Source organism: Mesomycoplasma ovipneumoniae (assembly GCF_035918255.1).
Taxonomy (GTDB): domain Bacteria; phylum Bacillota_I; class Bacilli_A; order Mycoplasmatales; family Metamycoplasmataceae; genus Mesomycoplasma; species Mesomycoplasma ovipneumoniae_A.
In genome coordinates this window covers 156566-181111 of record NZ_CP142136.1, presented here as the reverse complement: position 1 = coordinate 181111, position 24546 = coordinate 156566, and the positions used below count along the sequence as shown (strand labels likewise).

The 24546-nt window shown below is 27.6% G+C and carries 18 protein-coding genes; 8 read left to right on the top strand and 10 right to left on the bottom strand.

Annotation, left to right across the window (positions count from 1 at the left end; translation table 4 throughout):
• Positions 1-683: 683 nt before the first annotated feature.
• The gene (locus U3G01_RS00750; RefSeq protein ID WP_255030765.1) at positions 684-1832 is read right to left on the bottom strand and encodes an amidohydrolase family protein; all 1149 of its coding nucleotides are present in this window, start codon (positions 1830-1832) and stop codon (positions 684-686) included.
• Positions 1833-2102: 270 nt separating this feature from the next.
• Between U3G01_RS00750 and U3G01_RS00745 the strand changes: the two genes are divergently transcribed.
• Genes U3G01_RS00745 through U3G01_RS00735 form a run of 3 tightly spaced genes read left to right on the top strand, consistent with a single transcriptional unit; the run spans position 2103 to position 5499 of the window.
• The gene (locus U3G01_RS00745; protein ID WP_069098766.1) at positions 2103-2867 is read left to right on the top strand and encodes a glucosamine-6-phosphate deaminase; all 765 of its coding nucleotides are present in this window, start codon (positions 2103-2105) and stop codon (positions 2865-2867) included.
• A gap of 20 nt (positions 2868-2887) precedes the next feature.
• A complete protein-coding gene (locus tag U3G01_RS00740) occupies positions 2888-4669 on the top strand; it encodes a PTS transporter subunit EIIC (protein WP_255030764.1) in 1782 nt (593 codons plus the stop codon).
• Positions 4669-5499 carry a class II fructose-bisphosphate aldolase gene (locus U3G01_RS00735; protein ID WP_255030763.1) on the top strand — a complete coding sequence of 277 codons (831 nt, stop codon included), beginning with the start codon at positions 4669-4671 and terminating at the stop codon, positions 5497-5499. The genes U3G01_RS00740 and U3G01_RS00735 overlap by 1 nt, the downstream gene beginning before the upstream one ends.
• Positions 5500-5889: 390 nt before the next feature.
• On the opposite strand, the gene U3G01_RS00730 is transcribed toward U3G01_RS00735, so the two are convergent.
• The 9 genes from U3G01_RS00730 to U3G01_RS00690 form a co-directional block, all read right to left on the bottom strand.
• The gene (locus tag U3G01_RS00730) at positions 5890-8304 is read right to left on the bottom strand and encodes a DEAD/DEAH box helicase family protein (protein ID WP_255030761.1); all 2415 of its coding nucleotides are present in this window, start codon (positions 8302-8304) and stop codon (positions 5890-5892) included.
• A 4-nt stretch (positions 8305-8308) separates the two neighbouring features.
• A complete protein-coding gene (locus tag U3G01_RS00725) occupies positions 8309-9646 on the bottom strand; it encodes a site-specific DNA-methyltransferase (protein ID WP_255030824.1) in 1338 nt (445 codons plus the stop codon).
• A gap of 53 nt (positions 9647-9699) precedes the next feature.
• On the bottom strand, positions 9700-10092 hold the full coding sequence (locus tag U3G01_RS00720) for a type III restriction endonuclease subunit M (protein WP_326564849.1): 393 nt from the start codon (positions 10090-10092) through the stop codon (positions 9700-9702).
• Positions 10093-10365: 273 nt separating this feature from the next.
• Complete coding sequence (locus tag U3G01_RS00715) at positions 10366-12042, bottom strand: site-specific DNA-methyltransferase (RefSeq protein WP_326564848.1); 1677 nt, start codon at positions 12040-12042, stop codon at positions 10366-10368.
• A gap of 315 nt (positions 12043-12357) precedes the next feature.
• A complete protein-coding gene (locus U3G01_RS00710) occupies positions 12358-13644 on the bottom strand; it encodes a site-specific DNA-methyltransferase (protein WP_255030821.1) in 1287 nt (428 codons plus the stop codon).
• Between the two features lie 53 nt (positions 13645-13697).
• Positions 13698-14078 carry a type III restriction endonuclease subunit M gene (locus tag U3G01_RS00705; RefSeq protein WP_255030758.1) on the bottom strand — a complete coding sequence of 127 codons (381 nt, stop codon included), beginning with the start codon at positions 14076-14078 and terminating at the stop codon, positions 13698-13700.
• A gap of 280 nt (positions 14079-14358) precedes the next feature.
• Positions 14359-16311, bottom strand: a complete 1953-nt coding sequence (locus tag U3G01_RS00700) for an ATP-binding cassette domain-containing protein (protein ID WP_255030756.1) — start codon at positions 16309-16311, stop codon at positions 14359-14361.
• An 88-nt stretch (positions 16312-16399) separates the two neighbouring features.
• On the bottom strand, positions 16400-18721 hold the full coding sequence (locus U3G01_RS00695) for an ATP-binding cassette domain-containing protein (RefSeq protein ID WP_255030754.1): 2322 nt from the start codon (positions 18719-18721) through the stop codon (positions 16400-16402).
• Positions 18722-18723: 2 nt separating this feature from the next.
• A complete protein-coding gene (locus U3G01_RS00690) occupies positions 18724-19551 on the bottom strand; it encodes a hypothetical protein (protein WP_255030752.1) in 828 nt (275 codons plus the stop codon).
• A gap of 423 nt (positions 19552-19974) precedes the next feature.
• Here U3G01_RS00690 and U3G01_RS00685 point away from each other — a divergent pair, with 423 nt between their 5' ends.
• From U3G01_RS00685 to U3G01_RS00665, 5 genes are all read left to right on the top strand, one after another.
• Complete coding sequence (locus tag U3G01_RS00685; protein WP_255030745.1) at positions 19975-20307, top strand: glycine cleavage system protein H; 333 nt, start codon at positions 19975-19977, stop codon at positions 20305-20307.
• Positions 20288-21151: a deacetylase SIR2 gene (locus tag U3G01_RS00680; protein ID WP_255030744.1), complete on the top strand. Its 864-nt coding sequence runs from the start codon at positions 20288-20290 to the stop codon at positions 21149-21151. The genes U3G01_RS00685 and U3G01_RS00680 overlap by 20 nt, the downstream gene beginning before the upstream one ends.
• 2 nt (positions 21152-21153) lie before the next feature.
• Entirely contained in the window at positions 21154-22185 is a 1032-nt protein-coding gene (locus U3G01_RS00675) for a lipoate--protein ligase (RefSeq protein ID WP_255030742.1), read from the top strand.
• A gap of 2 nt (positions 22186-22187) precedes the next feature.
• A complete protein-coding gene (locus U3G01_RS00670; protein WP_255030740.1) occupies positions 22188-23360 on the top strand; it encodes an NADH-dependent flavin oxidoreductase in 1173 nt (390 codons plus the stop codon).
• Between the two features lie 676 nt (positions 23361-24036).
• Complete coding sequence (locus U3G01_RS00665) at positions 24037-24546, top strand: dUTP diphosphatase (protein ID WP_240535858.1); 510 nt, start codon at positions 24037-24039, stop codon at positions 24544-24546.

The following is a 24546-nucleotide window of genomic DNA, read 5'->3' as shown; positions in this document are numbered from 1 at the left end:
TCTTAAGTAAAAAGTTTTAAAAATGACTGTAAATTTGTCCAAAAATTACTACAATTTTTCCTGAGTTTGGCAGCTTGATGGCAAAAATTCACTTTTTAGTGAATACAAATATGCAAAAACACAAGTAAATACGGGTTTTTTGACGGTCAAACCTTAATTTTTATTATTTTAAAATCTACCTTTTGCAAAAAAAAAAAAAAAATGCTTGGCCTAAAATGAAGTTGTGTTATAATTAACATCACTTAAGAATAATTAATAAATTTTGATATTGAATTAAGGGGGAATTAGTTATGTTTTTGTCATAAAAAAATCAAATAGTGCGAATTTTCCATTGTATTTTTAAATATGATGGAATACCTTAAATTTGACCGTTTAGAAATCTATAAATTTAGGGCTTTTGGTTATTGTTCTTTCAAAACTTCATATGTTTTTTTAGGCTCGCCGCAAATAAAAACGAGTTTTCTATTTGCATTGAGTTTAAATAGTAGTTGTATTTTTTTATGATTTTTGTTAGGTTTTTAACTAAAAAGGCAGTTTAAAAATTTCATAATTTTGCTTTTTAGCTTGCTTTTTTGGTTAATAAATAGGTTTTTCTTTCGCGAGTGTTAGATTTAAAATTCAGTGTTTTTGTTTTGATAGTTATTTTTCCTAAGTTTGCACTCAAACTGGGAAACTCGGATTTTTTAAAAATGGCTGTAAATTTGTCCAAAAATTACCACCATTTTTAAATTAAAATCATCATCAATAATAACAAAATTCGCCTTTTGTCCTACTTTAATTATCCCAAAATAATCTAAAAGATTGTTGGCTTTTGCAACGTTATACGAAGAGCAGAAAACAATTTCTTGTCATGAAAGTTTAAGATTTTTCTTTAAATTTTTGAGAATACTAAGATAACTCATGCCGCTCCCTGCAATTTGTTCTGAATTTTTCAAATAAAATAAATCGCCTTTTTTCTCAGTTTCTAAGTTTCCTAAATTATAAAATCCGTCTTTAAGTCCTTTTTGGGCAAGTGAATCTGAAACAGCAATTCAATTTTCCTTTTTAAGATTTTTTATTGTGAATTTTAATGTAGAATTTCTAATATGAAGTCCGTCGGTAATTAGCTCAACTAGAAAATTTCTAGGTAATTTTGATTCAAAAATTAAGTTAGTAAGTGATTGACTTCTGTGGTCAAAGTTAGAACTGCCATTAAAAAAGTGAGTAAATCTGCGGTAGTTTTTTAATTCATGATCTTTTTCAAAGTTAAAACAATTTGAATGGCCAATTGCAAAATTAATTGATTTATGATAAAAATCAATTAATTTTGCCGAGTTTCTTTCAGGGGCAATTACAACTGTAATTTTTTTAGCAAATTTTTTTGCTAAAAATTCAAAATGAAAATTTTTAGCCGGAATAATTAGGTTTGGATCATGAGCACCCTTTTTTTCAATAGAAATAAAAGGTCCTTCTAAATATCAATTTAGCAAAAAATATGGATGTTTTTTAAATAAAAAACTAAAAAATTCAGAGTTCTGTTGAATTTTAGACCAAGATTGAGTAACTGTTGCACCAAAAATAGCTGCTACGCCTTCAAATTTATGTAATTTTTCTTTGTATTCTAGAAAATTTTTTTCTCAATCTGAGCTAGAAAAATCATCAAATGAAAAACCATAACCACCATGAGTGTGCGAATCGATAAAAGCTGGTAACAAAATGTTATTTTTGCAATCAATACCTTCAAAATCGGTATTTCCACGGCCTAAATTGACAATAGTGCCGCTCTCATCTAACTCAATTCAGCCAAAAAATTCTTCTGAATGACTTATAATTCTTAAATTTTTGTATAACATTTTTTAAATTTACCTTTATTTTTAAGTTATTTTTAAAAATACTTGAATTTTTTAAATAATTGTATCATTATTTAAAAAATTAGTAGAAAAATTAACAAAAGTGTCTAAATCAAAATCACTGATAAAAAACTAGTTGCTTGAATTTTTTCTACTAATTTATTAAATTTATAGGGAAGTTTTTTTGTCCGAGTTTAAAATTTGATAAAATTAGAATAGAGCAAAATAATAATAACAACCTTTATTTGCTATTTTAAACTGGAGGACATTAAAATGAAAATATTAATTTTTGAAAAATTGAGCGACCTACACAAATATTGTGCAGACCTTTTTATTGAACAAATTAAAACAAAACCTAATTCAGTTTTAGGTTTTGCAACCGGAGTTTCGCCAATTGAAACTTATAAACTTTTAATTGAAGATCATCGCCAAAACGGGACTTCCTGGGATAAAATTACAACATTTAATCTTGATGAATTTGTCGGAATTGACCAAGATCATCCTGAAGCATTTATCAAACAAATGAAAACTAATTTATTTGACCATGTTAATGTTCCAGTTTCCCAGATTAATATTCCTAACTCAAAAGCGAGCGATCTTGAACAAGAAGTAAAGCTTTATGAGCAAAAAATCGCTGAAAATCCGATTGATTTGCAATATATTAGTATCGGAATTAACGGTCATATGGCCTATAATGAACCTGGAACACCTTTTAATTCAACAACTCATGTTACTAATTTAACAGATGAAACAATTATTGATATGGTTAAAAAAGGGAAATTTTCCAATTTTGACCAGTGTCCAAAACAAGCAATGACAATGGGAGTTCAAACAATTTTAAAACACACAAAAAAAGCAATTATGGTTTCTTTTGGTTTGCATAAAGCAAACGTTACAAAACAAATGTTAGAAGAAAAGCCTAATTCAGAAATTACTGCTTCTTTTTTACAATTGCATCCAAATTGTATTTTCATTTTAGACAAAGAAGCTGCCTCTAAATTATCAAAAGAAACACTTGATAAAGCAATTTTTTACTAAAAAAAATTGAAAGGTGTTAAATGACCGTTAAATTTTCTGGTAAAATTAAAAAAATTACTCCAAAACAAAAATCACATAAATCAGAAAATTCGGTTTTTAATCGGATTTTAAACCAATTACAACGACTTGGAAAATCACTTATGTTTCCAATTGCAGTTTTGCCAATTGCTGCACTTTTATTAAGAATTGGCGCATTAATTCAAGATCCTTCGGCAAATGGTTCTATCGGAATTTCGGAAGCACAAAAATTTATCGGGCGACTAATTTCAACTCCAGGTGGAATTGTTTTTGACAATTTGGCAATTATTTTTGCAATCGGGATCTCATTTGGTTTTGCCAAAGATAATCGCGGTGAAGCCGCGCTTGTTGGAGCCGTTGTTTGATACGGAATGACGGCACTTTTAAAACAAAATCAACTTGCTGAGGCAATTTATTCAAAAGTTTTGGTTGCCGAATCAGGTGAACTTAAAGGTTTAACACAACTTTTGTATTTCCTAAAAGCTGGCAAGCCTGTCTACCAATTAGATTCGGGAGTTATTGGCGGAATTGTTGTCGGAATTGTTGTTGCGTTTTTGTACAATAAGTACAAAAACGTTAAATTACCACAGACACTTTCATTTTTCGGTGGCAGAAGATTTGTGCCAATGTTAGGAATTTTATCAATAATTCCGCTTGGTTTATTTTTTGCAATTATTTGACCCTGGGCTCAATATGGACTAATTAAAATTGGCTCAGCCCTTTCAGATCAAAGCGCCAATCGTTATGCCCGGGGATTTTATGTCTCAGTTTATGCATTTCTTAATCGACTTTTGCAGCCTTTTGGACTTCATCATATTTTAAATACTTTTGTTTGATTCCAATTACCAATTGAAGGTGTATTAATTAGTCCTGTTATTGATTCAGTGGGAAATACAATTGCAAATGTTGGCGATATTCATACTGTAAATGGAGATATAACTGCATTTAATGCCGGAATTATTGGTTCTGGCGGATTTACAACCGGATTTTTTCCTTTATATTTAGGTGGACTTCCTGGTGCTGCCGTGGCAATGATTTTTGCCGCAAAACGGGAAAATCGGAAAACAATTACTACTTTTTTGGCAGGCGCAACACTTGTAAGTTTTCTTACTGGAATTGATGAACCCCTAATTTTTACTTTTATTTTTATTTCACCACTTTTATGACTTTTAAATGCTCTTCTTACTTCATTAATTTATATGTTCGTAACATGAACTGGAATGAGTATCGGAATTGGATTTAGTGCCGGATTTATTGACTATATTGTCTCTTTCCCACGTTCTTGAGCCTTTGCAAAAAGTGCTGGAATTATGGCAAATCCACTATGAATTTGGGCATTTTCAGCAATAATGTTTTTAATTCAAGGCTCAAGTTTTTACTTTTTCATTAAAAAGTTTGATATTAAAACCTTAGGTCGCGAAGACAAAATTGAAACCGAAATAAGCACTAATAATGAAAATTTAGAAACTAACAGCACTAAAAAAACAGACCCGCATAATGAAAATATGACGCAAAACAAAGATAAAATTAGTGACCAGTATGAAAAAATGGCGCTAAACTTTATTGAAATTATAGGCAAAGAAAACATTGAAGAAGTCTCAAATTGTGCAACAAGATTGCGACTTATTGTTAAAGATAATAAAAAAGATGAACAGTTAGATGCAAAAATTCTTGCAGCTGGTGGTCGAGGAATCGTTCGTGTTGGCAATAAAGGTTTACAAATTATAGTTGGCACTGATGTTGAATTTGTTGCCGATCACGTGCGCAAAATAATAGGAAAATAATGGCACTTATTGATCCAAGATCTGTATTTTTGAAACTAAATGCAGAAAATAAAGCAATTTTTGCTTTTAATGTTTTAAATTTAGAAACACTTTTGGCCGTAATTAAAGCAGGGGAAATTTCCCAAAAACCTTTAATTATTCAGGTAAGCCAAGGGGCAATAAAATATTCACGCATTGAAATTTTAGCGCCTATGATTTTATCGGCGATTCAAAATTCCACTGGTAAATTTATTTTTCACCTTGATCACTGTGATGATTTAAATCTTTTTGAAAAATACCTTGAATTTGGTTTTAATTCTGCAATGTTTGATGGTTCAAATTTTCCAATTAATGAAAATATCGAAAAATCACTAAAAGCTAAATCGATTGCTGATAAAAAAAATGTTTTTCTTGAGCTAGAAATAGGTCAAATTGGCGGCAAAGAAATTGGTCATCAAGAAAATGCTGAACAAATTGTTGAAATTGATAGTGTTAAAAAATTCTACCAAAAAACAGAGCCAGATCTTCTTGCAATTGCTTTTGGAACCGCGCACGGAATTTACAAAAAAAAGGCTAATTTAGATTGGGACTTAGTTAAAAACTTTAAAAAAGACTATAAAATCCCGCTTGTTATGCACGGAACCAGCGGCCTTTCTCTAGAAGAAATTAAAAAAGCAATCAATTTTGGAATTAACAAAATTAATGTTGGCACCGACCTTTTAGTTAGTTTTTCTAATGAAGTTGAAAAATATTTTCAAGAAAATCCTAAAAGTTATGACGTTAGAAAAATTAATCAAAAAGGAATTGAAAAAATTATCCAAAAAGTGCTTTTTTACCTTGAATTATCATAAAATCTTATGATTTTATATTTAATTTTTTCAATTTTAATTGCCATTTTCCTGTTTTTGATTGCTATTTTTCTTTGATTTTACCAAAAGAAACGCAATCAAAACTGATCAGATTTTAAAAAAGAGATAATAAGACTTGTAATTTTTATATTTTTTGTGTTTTCTTTTGTCTTTATAATTTCAGGTTTTTATCTTTTTTAAAAAAAATAACCTAAAAATAAATTTCTACACAAAGTTAGATAAATTTAGCCATTTTCAAATTACTTTCAAATTTGAAAATGGTTTTAATTAATATTTGAAGAATAAAAAATATTTAAGATTTTTTTGTTTGAAAACACAAAAAAACCTATGAATTATAGGTTTTTTTGATTATTAAGAAAGATCATTTATTATTTATTTTATGATCTCGGTTAAATCCATTCACGGAATAAGATCTCTATTTTTTTCAAATTCTTCATTGTTAATGTCGTTAATATCGCTATTTGTTATTTTATTAAAATCAATTTTATCTCGAATTTCCTCTAAATTAGAAGATCCAGCAAAATAAAGTTTTCCCTCGTCAGGTTTAACTCAGCAAACAGCTAAGGTTAAATTTTTTGGATTTATTTGATTTTCTTTGAAATATTGATTATAACTACTTATTAATAATTGGGTTTTTTTAGAATCATAATCTTTATAATTTTTGATTTCAAAATAAAAATAATTTTCATTTTTGCTAACCAAAAAATCAGGATATGATTTTGCAATTTCATTTCCCTTAATGTATTGAAAACCTAATTTAGTATGGACTGGGTTTTTAGCTCAAAAACGAATATTTTGCTTTGTTTTACTAATTCTTATTAATTCTTTTGCAAAAAACTCTTCTGCTTCTGAATCTAACGGAAGATTATCTTTTGATGTTTTGTCATCAATTTTTTCATAGGCAAAAGAATCATTAGTTTTCACCAATTTATCGTTTTCAGAACTACTAAATTCAATTTCTTTAGGCAAACGTTCTTCAAAAATAAGTTTATACTGAGCGTTTTCAACTTGATCTTTAATCGTTTTTTTATAAATTCTAGCAAGTTCTTGACCGTATTTTAACAAAATAATTAAATCTAAAATTTGTTCATTTTTTTGTTTATCTCCTAAAAATTCTTGTTTCATTTGGGCAAAAAAGTCTCAAATTTTAGAAGTAAAATACTTTTTTAAATTATTTTTAAGTCTAATAATTGCTAATTCTAATTCAATAATGTTGGAAATTTTTGATTTAATTAATCTTGCTGAACCATATTCTTCAGTGTCGATAGAAATAAATTTATTGGCATTATAGTCTTCTTCATATTCTCCCAAACGTTTTTCAAAAGTTCTTTTAACATCTTTCTTCTTAGCACCATTGTCAAATTCATGTTTAAAATTTTTTCAATATTGTTCATCATTAATTATTTTACTTCTATTTTCAACAGGTGTTCCAGGAAGTTCGATTTGTCCTGATATAAATATGTCATTTTTATATTCTTTCTTCAAAAAAAGTTTAAGCACATTTTTATCTTTAGGGTCAACATTACTATAAATAAAATATTCATGAGCAATGGAATTATGTCTTAAATTATACGTAGGACAAGGATTTCTTTTTATTCTACCAATTGTTTGAATACTTAAATTAAAAGATGAAATATTTCTAAGTTGGACTAACATGCATGCTCTTGGAATATTTCATCCTGTTGCAGGTCCAATTTTAAAAATTATTACATCAACTGAAGACATATTTCTAGAAATATCACGTAATGTAAAATTAGATTTTTGACGCAAATTACTTTCTTTTTTATTTTGATCAAAATATTTAACCCAACTAAGATTATGCTTTTCGAGTATTTTAATTATTTTTTTAATATTTTCATCAAATTTTTCCGCTTTTTGGGCATCTTTTTCACTACTATTATCAATTTGAATTAGCATTGCGGGGTTAATACCCTCTAAACCTGGCTCTTTAATATTATCATTATATTGTTTTTTAATTTCGTTAAATTTTTTACAAGCTATTTCCAAAATTTCTTCATCGTCATAATCTTTACCTATTTCTAAGTCAAGATTATGATTTTTTTTGGTTTTTAAAAGTTGAGCGTCATCTTGACTTAAATCCTTTTCAGATAGGTGAACTAATGGCAAATCAGTTTTTGGGGTTGCTGTCATTTTCAATATAAATGATGCATTTAGTTGCATTTTTTCTTCAAACTTTTGGTCTTTTGAAGTAATTTTAATATCAGAACCAATATGAGCCTCGTCCCTTATATAAATAAGAATTTGCCCTTTTCGTTTAATTTCAGACAAAAATGCTTCAATTGATCCTTGTTCACGTAAAATAGAATTTGATTTAAAAGATGCTCCACCCATAATAAAAACTGAATCAGGTGTGGCAAAAAATTCATAGTTTTTATCAACTTTTGCCGTTCTTTTCAAGTTTGAAGGACTTTCAATTCTCTCTATTTTTAAATTTGCGTTTTTTATAAAAATTTTATATTCGTTAAAACTTTCTTCCATTTGCTTAGGTAATTCAGCACTCGATAATGTTACAATTACAAAAACTAATTCTTTACCAGCATTGGCTTTATTTCATTCAATTAATTTATCAATATAGTTTAGAATCATGAAAGTTTTTCCTGATCCTGTCGGCGCTTTAAAATAAATTGCATTTTTTAGTTTTGCTGGATTTGTTTGGTTTTCATCATTCTGTAATTTTAGCTCAATTTCTTCACTACTAATGAGATATGAAGTTGTTTTTCCAACTAATTGTTCAACGGCTTTAAGTTGAGATTGGGTTAATTCCATAATTTTATGAATCCTTTTCTTGTGGTTTAAGTGCTAAAAGATGATTTAAAAGTTCAATATACCTAGTATTTTTAGTATCTTTATGATTTGAGTCAACTTTAATATCAAAATCTTTAAAAAGTTTTAAAAGTGAATTAACCAAATCATTAAGCCCACTTTCTGAAACAAGTTTACATTTTGAATCAAGTACACTTTTTGAATCAAGTTCACTTTTTGAATCAAAAATTTGAGTATTATAAAAACAAATGTCAAAAACTTTCAGGTTTTGCAAATAAGGTTTATTTTTTTTGGCTCAGTCAAATTCTTGATCTTCGGTTCCTTTTCCATTTGAAATTCTAAAAAGTCGTTCATAGGTTACATCTGTTGCGATATTATTTTGATTATTAGTTATCAAAGTAAAGCTTCGTTTTCCTCCATCTTGACGGTTTAAATTCCAAACAGCATGACCAGTTGTCCCACTTCCGGCAAAAAAATCAAGAACTCTTGCATTTTTATTGGGATGAATATTAATTAAATGGCTAATTAGTTCAACCGGCTTGGGAAAATCAAAGATATTTTTACTATTAAAAATTTCTTTGAGTTCTAGGCCGCCATTTAGTGAATAAAAATCACTAATAATATTTTTAAACGGTACACCAGCATCAATTTGTTCAATTTTTTTGGTTCTAGGATTAAATTTTACATATTGGTACTGTTTGCGTTTAGCAACCCAGTCACCGTGAGAATTTTTAACAATCTCTATAAATCCTTGTTTTTCCCCTTCGACAAAAGTATCTTTTCCCCAAGTATAACGAGCCGATTCTGGATTGTTTTTATTTAAATACAAAGTAAAACTGGTACCATCAGGAGCCATAATAGGATAATCCAAAGATTTTATATATTGAAATGCACCAGTAGAGGATGTATGATGAAGGTCAATCAATTTATAATAACCTCTTTGTTCAAAATATTCATCTTTAAGTGTATAACCTAATTTTTTAAAATCTTTTTCATCATATTTTTGGTAATTGAACTTACATTTGTTTAAATTTTTAGCATATGTAAGAATATATTCTGTGTTTTGTGTTATTTTATAATCAAAACTAGTGTTTCCACCTGGACTATTTTTTTTAACTCACACAATATTTGTAACGAAATTTTCCTCACCAAAAATTTCGTCCATTAAAATTTTTAGGTAAGCTTGCTGATTATCATCAATTGAGATAAAAATTAGGCCATCTTCTTTTAAAAGCTTTTTTGCTAAATTTAGCCGTTCATTTAATAAATTTAGTCAACCGTTTCGTGAATATTTATCTCGATAAATAAATTTTGAAGGCAGAATATTTTCTTTATCATTTGCAATCTGGTTGCCTTCATTAAAACTAGCCTGGGTATTATAAGGTGGATCAATGTAAATTACATCATACCCGGGGGCGGTCTCTCTCTCTCTCTCTCTCTCTCTCTCTCTCTCTCTCTCTCTCTCTCGAGAACTAAAAGATTTTTAAGAGCATCGTAATTTTCGCCAATTATTAAGGTATTTTCTTCAGACTGGTTTTTGTCTAAAACAAATGATAAATCTTCATTTTTTTGTAAAATTGCAACTCGATCCGAATCAGATTCGGGAGCTACATCAAAACGAAAGCCAGTTTTGATTCGTTGAGAAATAAACTGAAAAACGTATTCAAGTTTGCTTGGTTCAAATTTTTCTAAAATTTGAATTGCTAAATTTTTTTGGTCTGGATTTAGTTCCTTTGAGGAAATTTCCTCAATTTGTTGTTTATATTTTTCTAGGAGATTATTTTGATTCATATTTTAGGCCTTTTTAGTTGTATTTTGTAATATTTTACCATTGTTCAACTATTAAGGCAATGGAAACAGAATAAAACTGAAAAAAATAGGACAAACTTTGTTTTTTGCTGTGTTAAAAATGATCATATGACAACAATTTGTTTTTCTTTTTGGACATTTCATCGTTAATAATGGTTATATGATCAAAAATTTTGTTAATTTTTTTCACCAATCACCCTAAATTTTTACTTATCTAATCAAATTTAATGAAAAACTTTTTTTCACAAGCAAATTTTATTCATTTTTTACTTGCGGTTTTAGTGCTAAAAGATAATTTAAAAGTTCAATATACCTGGTATTTTTAGTGTCTATATGACTGAAGTCAACTTTAATATCAAAATCTTTAAAAAGTTTTAAAAGTGATTTAACCAAATCATTAAGCCCACTTTCTGAATCAAAAATTTGAGTATTATAATAAGAAATGTCAAAAACTTTCAGGTTTTGCAAATAAGGTTTATTTTTTTTGGTTCAGTTAAATTCTTGATTTTCGGTTCCTTTTCCGTTTGAAACTCGGAAAAGTCGTTCATAGGTTATGCTAGTTGCGATATTATTTTGATTGTTTGTAACTAAGGTAAAAATTCTGTTTCCACCATCTTGACGGTTTAAATCTCAAATTGCATGACCGGTTGTTCCACTTCCGGCAAAAAAATCAAGAATTTTTGCATTTTTATTGGGGTGAATATTAATTAAATACTTAATTAATTCAATTGGTTTGGGATGATCAAAGACCTTTGTTGGAAAAATATTTTTCTGTTCCTGGGCGCCTTCAGTTCCTTGGGCTAATAATATTAAATTAGAAAATTTTGAAACTCTTTCAATTTTTTGGTTATTGTTGTCAACAAATTGATACTGTTTTGAATAAACCCTATCATTTTTGAAAACAATAAAGCCGTTTTTTATTCCTCAGTCTACTTTTTGCCTAGCTCAACGCCATGTCCAATCTTTAGTAGCATGGTTTCCCTGATGTCTGGCTTGTCACTTTTCTTGACTCCCACCAGCATAATAAATTTTGCCATTATATTCAATCGGATAATCAAGTCCTTCAGATCATGTTAATGAAGAAAAATCAAGTTGGATCAACTTATATTTTCCTCTTTCTTGAATATATTCATCAGAAAATTTATATGAACCGTCATTAATATTTTGGACATAAATATTTGTTGTTAAATGTTGAATGTTTTTTGAATAAGCTAACACATGCTCTGTTAGAACTTTTACAAATTTGGAATCTGCCGCTAATCCTTCATGTTTTTTTTGTCAAATAAAATTAGCAACAAAATTTTCCTCGCCAAAAATTTCATCCATTAAAACTTTTAAGTAGGCGTGTTGGTTATCATCAATTGAGATAAAAATTATTCCATCTTCTTTTAAGAGTTTTTTGGCTAAATTTAGTCGTTCATTTAGTAAATTTAATCAGCCATTTCGTGAATATTTATCTCGATAAATAAATTTTGAAGGTAAAATATTTTCTTTATCATTTGCAACCTGATTACCTTCATTAAAACTAGCCTGGGTATTATAGGGTGGATCAATATAAATTACATCATACCCGGCCGCGGTCTCTCTCTCTCTCTCTCTCTCTCTCTCGAGAACTACAAGATTTTTAAGAGCATCATAATTTTCACCTATTATTAAAGTGTTTTCTTTAGACTGGTTTTTGTCTAAAACAAAAGATAAATCTTCCTTTTTTTGTAAAATTGCAACTAAATCGGAATCAGATTCAGGAGCTGCATCAAAACGAAAGCCAGTTTTGATTCGTTGAGAAATAAACTGAAAAACATATTCAAGTTTACTTGGTTCAAATTTTTCTAAAATTTGAATTGCTAAATTTTTTTGGTCTGGATTTAATTCTTTTGAGGAAATTTCCTCAATTTGTTTTTTGTATTTTTCTAAGAGATTATTTTGATTCATATTTTAGGCCTTTTTAGTTGTATTTTGTAATATTTTACCATTTTCCGTCTATTAAGGCAATGGAAACAGAATAAAACTGAAAAAATAGGGTAAATTTTGGTTTTTTGCTGTGTTAAAAACGATCATATGAAAGCACTTTGCTTTTCTTTTTGGGTATTTCATCGTTAATAATGGTGATATGATCAAAAATTTTGCTTAATTTTTTAAAAAAATATTCAAAAAATAAATGAAAATCTAGATTTTTTTACACTAATTACCTTAATTTTTTACTTATCTAATCAAATTTTATGAAAAACATTTTTATACAAGCAAATTTTACTCATTTTTTACTTGTGGTTTTAATGCTAGAAGATGATTTAAAAGTTCTACATACCTGGTATTTTTAATATCTTTATGATTTGAGCCAACTTTAATATCAAAATCTTTAAAAAGTTTTGAAAGCAAACCAACTAAATCATTAAGTCCGATTTTTGAAACAAGTTTACTTTCTGAATCAAGTTCACTTTTTGAATAAAAAATTTGAGTATTATAATAACAAATGCGAAAAACTTTCAGGTTTTGCAAGTAAGGTTTGTTGTCCTTAGCTCAGTTAAATTCTTCATTTTTGGTTCCTTTTCCATTTGAAATTCGGAAAAGTCGTTCATAGGTTATGTTAGTTGCGATATCATTTTGATCGTTTGTGACTAAAGTAAAAGTTCGTTTTCCACCATCTTGGCGGTTTAATTCTCAGACTGCATGACCGGTTGTTCCACTGCCGGCAAAAAAATCAAGAACTCTTGCATTTTTATTGGGATGGAGATTAATTACATACTGAATTAATTCAATAGGTTTTGGGTGGTCAAATACTTTTGTATTAAAAATATCTTTTTGTTCCTCGGTACCATTAGACCCGTGTGTTGATGAAATTAAATTAGAAAATTTTGATTCCCGTTCTAATTTTTGATTATTATTATCGACAAATTGATACTGTTTTGAGTAAACTTTTCCATTTTTAAAAACGATAAACTTATTTTCTATTCCTCAATTTAATTTTTCCCTACTTCATCTTCATGTTCAATCAGTAAATGCTCGTTTGCCTTGCTGTCTTAATTTTCATTTTTCCTGGCTTCCGCCTGGATAGTAAATTGTGCCATTATAATTAATTGGGTAATCCATATTTTCGGATCATTTTAGACTAGCTCCATCAAGTTGTTTTAATTTATATTTACCCCTTTCTTCAATAAATTCATCCGAATATTTGTACCCGCCATCATCAACATTTTGAGTATAAATATTTGTGTTAAGTTTTTGAATATTTGCAGAATAGACTAATATATATTCAGTTAAAATTTTTAAGAATCTAGAATTGGCGCCTGATCCTTCATTTTTCTTTTGCCAAACCAAATTAGCAACAAAATTTTCCTCACCAAAAATTTCGTCAATTAAAATTTTTAGGTAAGCTTGCTGATTATCATCAATTGAGACAAAAATTAGCCCATCTTCTTTTAAGAGTTTTTTGGCTAAATTTAATCGCTCATTTAATAAATTTAGTCAACCATTTCGTGAATATTTATCTCGATAAATAAATTTTGAAGGTAAAATATTTTCTTTATCGTTTGCGATTTGGTTACCTTCATTAAAACTAGCTTGCGTATTATAGGGCGGATCAATATAAATTACATCATACCCGGCCGCGGTCTCTCTCTCTCTCTCTCTCTCTCTCTCTCTCTCTCGAGAACTACAAGATTTTTAAGAGCATCGTAATTTTCACCAATTATTAAAGTGTTTTCTTCGGACTGGTTTTTGTCTAAAACAAAAGATTTTTCTTCGTCTTTTTGTAAAATTGCAACTTGATCGGAATCAGATTCAGGAGCTGCATCAAAACGAAAGCCAGTTTTGATTCGTTGAGAAATAAACTGAAAAATGTATTCCAATTTACTTGGTTCAAATTTTTCCAAAATTTGAAATGCTAAATTTTTTTGGTCTGGATTTAGTTCTTTTGAGGAGATTTCCTCAATTTGCTTTTTATATTTTTCTAAAAGAGTTTTTTGATTCATATTTTAGGCCTTTTTAATTTTGTTTTTCAATATTTTACCATTGTCCGGCTATTAAGCGAATCTAAACAGGATAAAACTAAAAAAATAGTACAAATTTTGGTTTAAATTAGTATATTGATTTAAAAAATTCAGAACTTTTTTGTTCTATCTCAGCAAAATTAAGCATTATGTTAAAATATTCCATTTTTGGGTGATGTTTATTGGCGCTCTAAAAAATAAAATACCAAATATTTTGAAAAAAATATTTGGTAGTAAATTATCTTTTTTTAAAAAGTGATCGTTAAAATTGATCGAATTTTAGCAATTTTGTGACAGGTTTTCTATAATTAATCCATGAAATCAATAAGTAAATAAACGAAATTATAACAAACATTGCTATTCATATTATGAAAATTAACATTACTATTTGTGAAGTCGAAGGATATATGGCTTCTTCACCGAGTATTCGAATGTAAATTTTTGGAATTAACGGGAGAGACACTGATAAGTTAATGACTAAAATTAGAAAAGAAATTATAATTATATTTAATCAATGATAAAGAAAAATCTGCCATGTCTTAGCGCGAAGCGCCTTTAGGATTCCAATTAATTTTACTTTTGAATCAGTTAGGTTTTTTGTATAAAAAATCGTTTGTATCAATAGAATTGCTATAAAAACAATTAAAATTGCTCCAACAATTATATTTATAAAATTTTGTAAATTATAAGTGAGTTTTGATATGCCTTTTAATGAGGAGTCAACATTATACTCTTTATTATTCTCAATAAAGTTGTCAATATTATTTTCCAAATTATCATTTTCAAAATACAACCTTAAAATAATTGGTTCTATTTTGTTGGTTTGACTAGCTTGTGAATTGTCTGGTTTGTTGTTTTTGCTTTTTTGTAATTCGATTTCTTCACCGAATTTATAATGCAAAAAACTTAGGTTTAATTTTTTTGCATTAAGTAAATTATTTATTCCAACAACTTTTAATCTTTTTATATCTTTGTCGCCAGCCAAAACAGCAATTTCTTGTTTTCTTGGTTCCTTGATATCTAGTTCTGTAGCCACTTCTTTTGAAATTATAATTTCATCTATGTTTTCAATGTTTCTTCCTATTAAATTTTTTTGATCAAAATTGAACCTATTTTTAAAAAATTCACTTTCATCAATGTAATCAATATGTACTCCTAACTTTCTTTTGTCATTATATTCAAAAGCTAATGTTGGGAAGGTAAAGAAAGGAATAATTTTTTTTATTGTTTTATTTTTTTCTCTGAGATTATTAATGTCATTATCTGTGAAGGTCGCCACATCTCTTTCAGATTTTTTGCTAATTAAAACAGAATCAAGTTGAAGTTCATTAACTTTAAGAGAATTAGAGGCTGAAATATTTAAATTTAAAACACCAAATAATAATGTCCCAAAAAAACTTGTTAGAAAAAGTATTACAAATAAAATGGTTGAAACTATTTTTGATTTATAATCCGCCAGAGTAAGCAATAAACCTGTTTTTAATTCTTGCTTAATTTTTGCAATTTTTGAATAGGAGGAAGTCTTAAAAGAAACTAATTGACTACTTTTTTCATTGTTAATTGCTAAATTTTGTTCACTTTTGTCAATGTTTTCTTCGGAAATTTTTCCTTTTTCAATACGAATGATCTTGTCGGCATATTTTTTTGCAAATTCTAAATTGTGACTAACCACTAATATTGTTTTATTTTTTACAATATTTTTTAAATTTTCAAATACAGAAACACCGTTTTCAAAATCTAAATTTCCAGTTGGTTCATCAAGCAAAATAAAATCACTATCTCTTGAAAGCGAACGGAGAATTGCTATTCTTTGTTTTTCACCACCAGATAAATTATTTACTTTTTGCTTTAATTGCTGAGTTTCTATTGACACATATTTAGCTTGTTGTTCCAATTCTTTTGGATCTAAAACTCTATTTATTACATTATTTGCAATTAAAACATTATTTTCTGATGAAATATTAGTGATTAAATTGAAGTCCTGAAAAACAACATCAACTAATGGTTTTTTAATTTCAGAACCACTTTCATCCAAAAAAGAAATTTTTCCACTATCTTTTTTAGTAAAACCGGCAATTAAATTAATTAGCGTGGTTTTCCCAATTCCTGATTTACCAATTATAAACGTTATTTTTTTTGAAGGAATATCAAGATTTAGATTATCAAAGATGATTTTTTTATCAATCTTTTTCGTTAAATTCTCAATTTTTATCATTTTACTCCAAGTTTGGTACATTCGTCTTATTTAACATTATAAAATTAAGACTTTGGTAAAAAAATATAGTTTTAATAATTTTTAAAAATTATTTTAATAATGTCACAATATCTTTTTTATAAGTTATATAAGAAATTAATGAATATATGGTTGATAAAATAAAGAAACTTGCAACCCAGGTAATTATAAAAATAACGCTAATTTGCTGATAATCAGGAAAAACTGAATTTTGATGTGAAATTGCACCATAAATTAAAGGCACAAAAGAAATTGAAAATACAATACCCAAAATGAAAACAAAAGCAGAAAGTATTACCAAATTTAATCAATGATACAAGAAAATTTGTGATGTTTTTCCACCAAGAGACTTTAGAATACCAATTGATTTTTTCTTGAATTTAGAAAGATTTGTTGCATATAATGACACAAAAATTAACAAACTTATTCCAAAAATTATTATTGACACAAAAATAATTAATAACAAAACATATTGAGTGTTAATTACTCGATTTAGAATTTGATCCGGACCGCCAGATGTTGAATAATAACGACTAACGCCCGGTTTGCTATATTTATTTAAAAATTCATTAATATTATTATATAAATTATCATGATCAAAATAAACCACAGCACCTGTTGGAAGTAATTCACTAGAATATTTTTCAATATTATTGTTAAAAATAGCGATATTTTCATCATTTTTTTCAGGATCAAACACTCCAACAACTTTAAAAATTAAAGTGTTTTCATTATTATTAGTAATTTTTAAAAGTTTTCCTGTTTTGTCAGTTATATTCGAGCTAACTGCTATTTCATTAAAATTTTTAGGTAATGTACCTTTTTTCAAGTTTATTGAATTGGCTTGATTTGAATTCTCATAGAAAGACTTATGTATTTTTTTGGGTTCTAAAAGTGTTTCGTCAGTTGCTACGATGGATTGTCTACTAGAAACATACCCTGAAAAGTCTAATGAAAAATAATCATCAGGTAAAAACTCAAATCGATCAAATTTACTTTCTTTTTCAATTGGTTTTGATTTTTGATAAACTGACTTTAATTTATCTATGTGAACAAGCGAAAAATTGTTACCATCATCAAGAGACTTATCTAAAATTCCCACAATTGTTGCTGATTCAGAAAAGGGTTCTAAATCTTTAAGGTTTTCCCCTAAATTTAATGAATTAAGGTGAACAATTTTAATTGTTTTTCCAATTGGATTATCAATTTCTAATTCTTCAATTAATTTTTGTGAGAGGATAACTTCATTTGGATTGGTAATAAACCTGTTACCAAAATTTTTATCTTTACTAAATGAACTGAATCTGTTTTTAAAAAAATCAGATTCATCAGTTGGTCAAATAGAACGATTCTCAAGAGAAACGTTATCATTATAGATAAATGTATAATCTTTAAGGCTGCTATATAATAAAGTAGTATGTTTTATTTTGGGATTATCCTTTTTAAGTTGGGCGATTTCTTCGGGGGCTAAAGAAATAATATCCTTTTCGCGAATTGCAATAGCGTCAAAATTTGATTGGGCAACCGTGTCAATGACTATATTTTTTGCCGAAACATGTAAGTTCATGAAAATAACCATGCTAAAAATTAAAGCAAAAAATGTTACTAGAACTAAAATAAAACTCGTAATTTTTGACTTAAAATCTGCCAGTACAAGCAATAAAGCTACTTTGAATTTTTGTAAGAAACCTGGTTTTTTATAGACTTGATTTGATATTAGGTTTGAGTGCTTATTTTTTGATTCAACATTAATTTGTTTACTATTTTCTATAACATTAACGGACAAATTTTCTAAATTAATAATTTGATCAGCATATTGGTTGGCTAATTCTAAATCATGACTAACAATTAAAATTGTTTTATTTTCAGAAGCTTTAACTAACAAATCGAGTAAGGCAATGGAATTTTCATGGTCCAAATTACCAGTTGGTTCGTCAAGCAAAATAAAATCACTTTTTCTTGATAAACTTCTTAAAAATGCTGCACGTTGTTTTTCACCACCAGATAAATTTTTCGCTACTTGATCTAATTTGTTGGTTTCAATGCCAATAGAATTCGCGGCTTGTTGTATTTCTAAATCATCTGATTCGCGATTCAAAATGTGATTTGCTATTAAAATATTATTTTTTATACTTAATGACTCAATTAAATTAAAGTCTTGAAAAACAACATCAACTAATGGTTTTTTAATTTCAGAACCATTTTCATCAAAAAAGGAGATTTTTCCACTGTCTTTTTTTGTAAATCCGGCAATTAAATTAATTAGAGTAGATTTACCAATTCCAGATTTTCCAATTACAAATGTAATTTTATTTAAAGGAATTTCCAGATTTAAATTATTAAAAATAAATTTGTTATTAATTTTTTTAGTTAAATTTTCTATTTTTATCATTATTAAAATTTACTTTTTTCATCCATATAATGTGGGAATATGGTGGACCCGTAATTTGAATTTTTCTCGGGAATTAGCGGGTTATTTGTCGAGATTGAAGTATATTCATAGTCGTCTATCACTAATCCGGTTGCATATTGACCAAAATCTGATATGCTATAATTCCATCCAGTACCTTGATAATTGATTACTAATCTATCAGCATTGCTTTTTTCAAAAGTTTCTATTAATTCATAGGAATTAAATTCCAATTTTGCTGATGCGCCAATTTCAGCAGTTACTTGCCTTTTTTCAGTAGCATAAGCTACCTTACCATTTATTTCAAAAGACGGGGTAGCTAGTCCAGAAATTCAAGCATGCGCATTCAATTGAATTCGTTCAGGTTTAGAATTATAATAATTAGAAAAGTTGCTAGTTTTTTTGTACTTAATTTCAGTTGTTCCTATTCATGCAGCTTTATCTTGCCAAAATAATCCGCCCCAATATACAACTTGTTTAATACCTTTAATAAGAATTTCTAATTCTCCTTGATTGGTTATTCGGAATTTGTGATTTTCTTCAAAATCAATACCATTTGGATTAAATATGGAAGACGGAATTATATATTGCCCCTTGTGATTTGATCTATAAATTTCTTTTAAAATACCCCACGCTTTTTTTGCTCTTAATGCTTTGTTTTGATAATAATGATAATATGAAAATGATTGAGGTTGTGAGTTTTTGTTTGTTAAATTTATATTGTTATGGACGCTACTATAGGAAAAAAATGTTACAGGAATAAGGCCAATAAATGCGAAGCCTAAAATTTTTTTTAATTTTGAAATAAACATAAATATGCCTTTCTAAAAAAATAATGATGATAATTATCAGTATTTTTTTTTTTTTTTTTAAAATGCTTTTACTATTATACCATCTTTGCAAAATTTTTTGCAATCCAAATTATTTTTTTAATTAAAGTCTATAATTCGCTAAGAAAGTAAAAATTATTTAATTATAGCCATGCTGATTTTTAATTTTATCCACAATAATTTTTTATAATTTTATAAAAAAGTAGTGAGTGTTTATAATTTTGTTTTTAAATCTGATTCTCCATTCTTTTAATTTGACACTGTATTCATGATTTTTTTGAAATTAATATACTAATTTATTGAATTTTTGTACTGATTTATTTATATTTATAGATTTTTTGCCATAAGTTGCTTTTTTGTGGTAATATCATTTTAGATATTAACAAAAAATTTAAGAGGATTGCTATGAAAAAAATTGCTAATTTCTTGATAATTGAACAAAAAAATGAAATTTTTACTATCTATTTAACGGCCGAATTACAAGATGATCTTGGAACAATCGGATTTTTAAAATTTACCAATAAAAAACAACTAGAAAAAAATGATGTTGTCGCTAAAATTGAAGCATCAAAAACCGTTTTTTCAATAAAAACACCATTAAAATGTAGAATTATTGAACTAAATCAATTAGCTGAAAAGGATCCAAAAATTTTGAATTCGCATGAATCAGACAAAAATTGACTTTTTAAAGCAAAAGATATAGACCAAAGTGAATTTGATGAACTTGAGGACTTTTAGTATTCTAGATCAAGCGATAAAAATCAAGAAAATCCTTGATTCAGCTGATGCAATTGTTGTTGGAGTTGGTTCAGGACTAACAAGTGCAGATGGAAATAATTATTATGGGTCAAAATTCAGTGATAATTTTAAAGATTTTATCGAAAAATATCATTTTTTAGATATGCTTCAAGCTTCGCTTTATGATTTTGGATCATGAGAAACATACTGAGCTTTTCATAGTAGATTTGCAAAAGTTAATTTTTTAGATCTAAAAGAATCAGAAAGTTTTTTGAATTTGAAAAAAATTTTAGAAAATAAAAATTTTTTTATAATAACCACAAATTCTGATAGTTTTTTTGAAAAATCAGGATTTGACAATCAAAAAATTTTTTACATCCAGGGTAAATATAATTTAATGCAGTGCTCAAAAATGTGTAAAAATTTTTTATACCAAGATGATGAATTGATTCTAAAAATGGTTCAAAATCAAAAAAATATGAAGGTTGACTATAATTTATTGCCAAAATGCCCAGAATGTAATGCCTTTTTAGAAATAAACAAAAGAATTTCGTTTAAAGGAATGGTTGAAGATCAAAACTTCCACAACCAAAAAGCAAATTACAATAATTTTATTGAACAAAATAAAGATAAAAAGTTAGTTTTTCTTGAAATAGGGGTTGGATTTACGACCCCGCAATTAATTAAATTGCCATTTCAAGAGATGACAAAAAAATTTAAAAATGCAAAATATCTAGTTATAAATCAGAAAAAATACCGTACTAACAAAGATATTCTTGAAAAATCCTATTTTTTTCATGAGGATATTAAATTACTGCTACAAAAAATAACAGAACAGGAATAAGAATGTACTTAATCGAACCAAAACGCAATGGAAAATGAGTTTTTGACGGCGCAATTTTGCTCGCAATTCAATATTGAGCAATCAAAAACTTAAAACTAGATGAAACAATTGTTTTTCCTTATATTTGTGATCCGCACGTACAAATTGGTTATTTCCAAAATCCAAGTGTTGAAGTTAACCTTGAACTTTTAAAGCAAAAAAATATTGAAGTTGTTAGACGCGACACCGGTGGTGGCGCAATTTATTTAGATAGAAATGGAGTAAATTTTTGTTTTTCATTCCCATATGAAAAAAATAAAAATTTACTCGGAAATTACGCACAATTTTACGATCCTGTTATTAAAGTTTTGCAAAACTTAGGGATAAAAAATGTGCAATTCAGTGGAAAAAATGACCTTCAAATTGAAGGAAAAAAAGTTTCTGGTGCGGCAATGTCGCTTGTAAATGATAGAATTTATGCTGGTTTTTCACTTTTATATGATGTAGATTTTGATTTTATTGGCAAAATTCTAACTCCAAATCAGAAAAAAATTGAAGCAAAAGGGATAAAATCTGTTTCTCAACGGGTAACTAATTTAAAAAATAAACTTTCAGAAGAATACCAAAATTTTTCAATTTTTGAAATGAAAGACTTATTTTTGACTGAATTTTTGAAAGTAAATTCAGAAGAAAAGTTTAAAAAATACGATCTTACTGATAATGATTGAGTCCAAATTGACAAAATGGTCGCTGAAAAATACAAAAATTGGGATTTTGTTTGAGGGCTTAGTCCAAATTATTCGTTCAACAGGTCAATTAGAACAAAAGCTGGAACAATAACATTTTCTTTAGAAATTAATGAAGGAAAAATTAGCAAAATTAAAATTTCAGGTGATTTTTTCCCGAAAAAATCACTTTTAGAGTTAGAAAATTTCTTAATTGGGACAAAATTAACTCAAGATCAACTATTAAATCGGCTAAAAGATGCAAAATTGGATGATTATTTTAGTCAAAAAATTGATGAAGAAGAAATTTGTAACTTACTTTTAAACTAAACATGAAAAACAAACTTTTTAAACCGTATCAAATTGGTAATTTTACATTAAAAAACCGATTTGTTTTTAGCCCAATTAATCTTAATCTTTCTGAAAAGGGTCAGGTTTGCCAAGCAGATTTAGATTTTTTTAGCGCTAGAGCCCATAGCGCACCAATGACAATTACAGGTGGAGTTTACGTTTGTAAGTCAGGTAGTTTGTTCAAATATGGTCATAGTATCGAAAATGACAGCGATATCGAAGGTCTAGCAAAACTTGCAAAGGCAATAAAATCAAAGGGAAGTATCGCAATTTTGCAATTAATTCACGCTGGTTCTCACTCGGTTTCAAAAATTGAAAAAGACGGTTTTTGCTATGGGCCTAGTGCTGAAAAACGAAATTATCCCGTAAAATACAAGGTTTTTCGTCTTACACAAAAGCAAATTCAAAAAATTGTTAGCCAATATGCAGATGCTTGTCTAAGGGCAATTAAGGCTGGTTTTGATGGAGTTGAAATCTCTTCAGCGCAAAAATTATTACCTCAAGAGTTTTTCTCACATTATACTAACAAGCGAAATGATAAATATGGCTGTCAAAATATTGAAAATAGATCTCGATTTTTAATAGAAATATTAGAAAAAGTGCAAAAAACTATTTTAAAATCAAAAAATCCTAATTTTTTGTTAGGTTACCGGGTAACACCTGAAGAACGAAGAGGCGATAATTTAGGTTACACAGTCGAAAATTTCCTAGATTTCTTAGATCTAATTGAAAAAAGAGGAATAAAAATTTCTTACCTTGCAATTGCCGGTTGGGGCTTTGACGTTTTTCGCGACAAAGTTCGGTCAAAATCAAATAATTTTAACCGCTTAATTTCCGATGTAGTTTATGAAAAATTGCAAGGGAAAATCCCGGTTATCGCTAGTGGTTCAATAAATTCCTTAGAAAAATCAGTCGAAGCTATTCAATTTTCTGATTTTGTCGGAATTTCTTCAGCATTTGTGCCTGATCCTGATTTTGTTGAAAAAATTGAGAAAAATCAACCAATAAAATTAAATCTCGAACCGGAAGAATTTGAAAAATTAAAAATAAGTAAAAATGCCTTTAAAGAAATTGGCCATTATTTTGAATATGGCAAATCTTTACCTGAAAATGCTCGAAAAACTATTTTAAATAATTCAAAAAAAGTGGAATAATTTTTTTTCCGACTTTCCCAGTTTGATGAGATAATCTTAAAAAAGTGTCCGTGTTTTGGGCGCTTTTTAATTTTTTTGGCAAAAGTTAATTACAATTTTAAAACACTAGCAAAAATCAATTTATGGACAAAATAACAAAAACCATAAAAAATACAACTACTATTTAAACTCAATGTAAATAGAAAACTCGTTTTTACTTACATTGAGCCTAAAAAAATATATGAAGTTTTGAAAGAGCAATAATTAAAAGCCTTAAATTTGCAGATTTCTAAACGGTTAAATTTAAGGCATTCCATTATATTTAAAGCCATAATGGAAAAAATGGCATTATCTGAATTTATTGTGCCAAAAACATAGCTTATTCCTCCTTAATTCAATATCAAAATTTATTAATTTATTCTTAGTGTGTTTAATTATAGCTTAAAATTTGTTTAAGCCAAACATTTTTTTAAAAATTTTTTGCAAAAGGTTAATTTCAAAATAATAAAAATTAAGACTTTAGGTCAAAAAACACGGATTTACCGCTATTTTTTCATATTTATATTCACTAAAAAGCGAATTTTTGCCATCAAACTGCCAAAATCGGAAAATCAGAATAATTTTTTTCTTTGAAAAATTAACAAAAAAATATATAATTATACATTTATTAATTATATATTTATTTGTGTGAAGTAATATGATTGTTGATTTAAAACTAATTTTTGAAAAACAAAAAATTCTAGATAAACTTTTTGCTGAATATAGTTATGGTAATGATTTAATTACAAAGGTTGATCACCAATGGCAAGATAAGGTAATAATTGCTGCCATAGTCGAAATTGCTGAATTTGCAAATGAAATTGAAAGCTTTAAATATTGAAAAATTAACAAAAAGTCTAATTTTGATAAAACTATCGAAGAATTTGTTGATGCAATTCATTTTCTTGTTTCAGCCGGAATTCATTTTGAAAGCCAACAAGTTTTTGAAACAAAATTTGTCAAAAACAAAGATATTAACGAACAATTTAAAAAAGTCTTTATTTTAGCCTCTGATTTTCTGCATAAAAAGGAAAAAGAAACTCTTGTTAATTTGTTTGAATATTTCCTTGGCTTTATTGAAATTTTGAACTGAAGTATTGATCAAGTGACTCAAGCTTATTTGGAAAAATACAATAAAAATCTTGAAAGAATTAAAAATCAATATTAA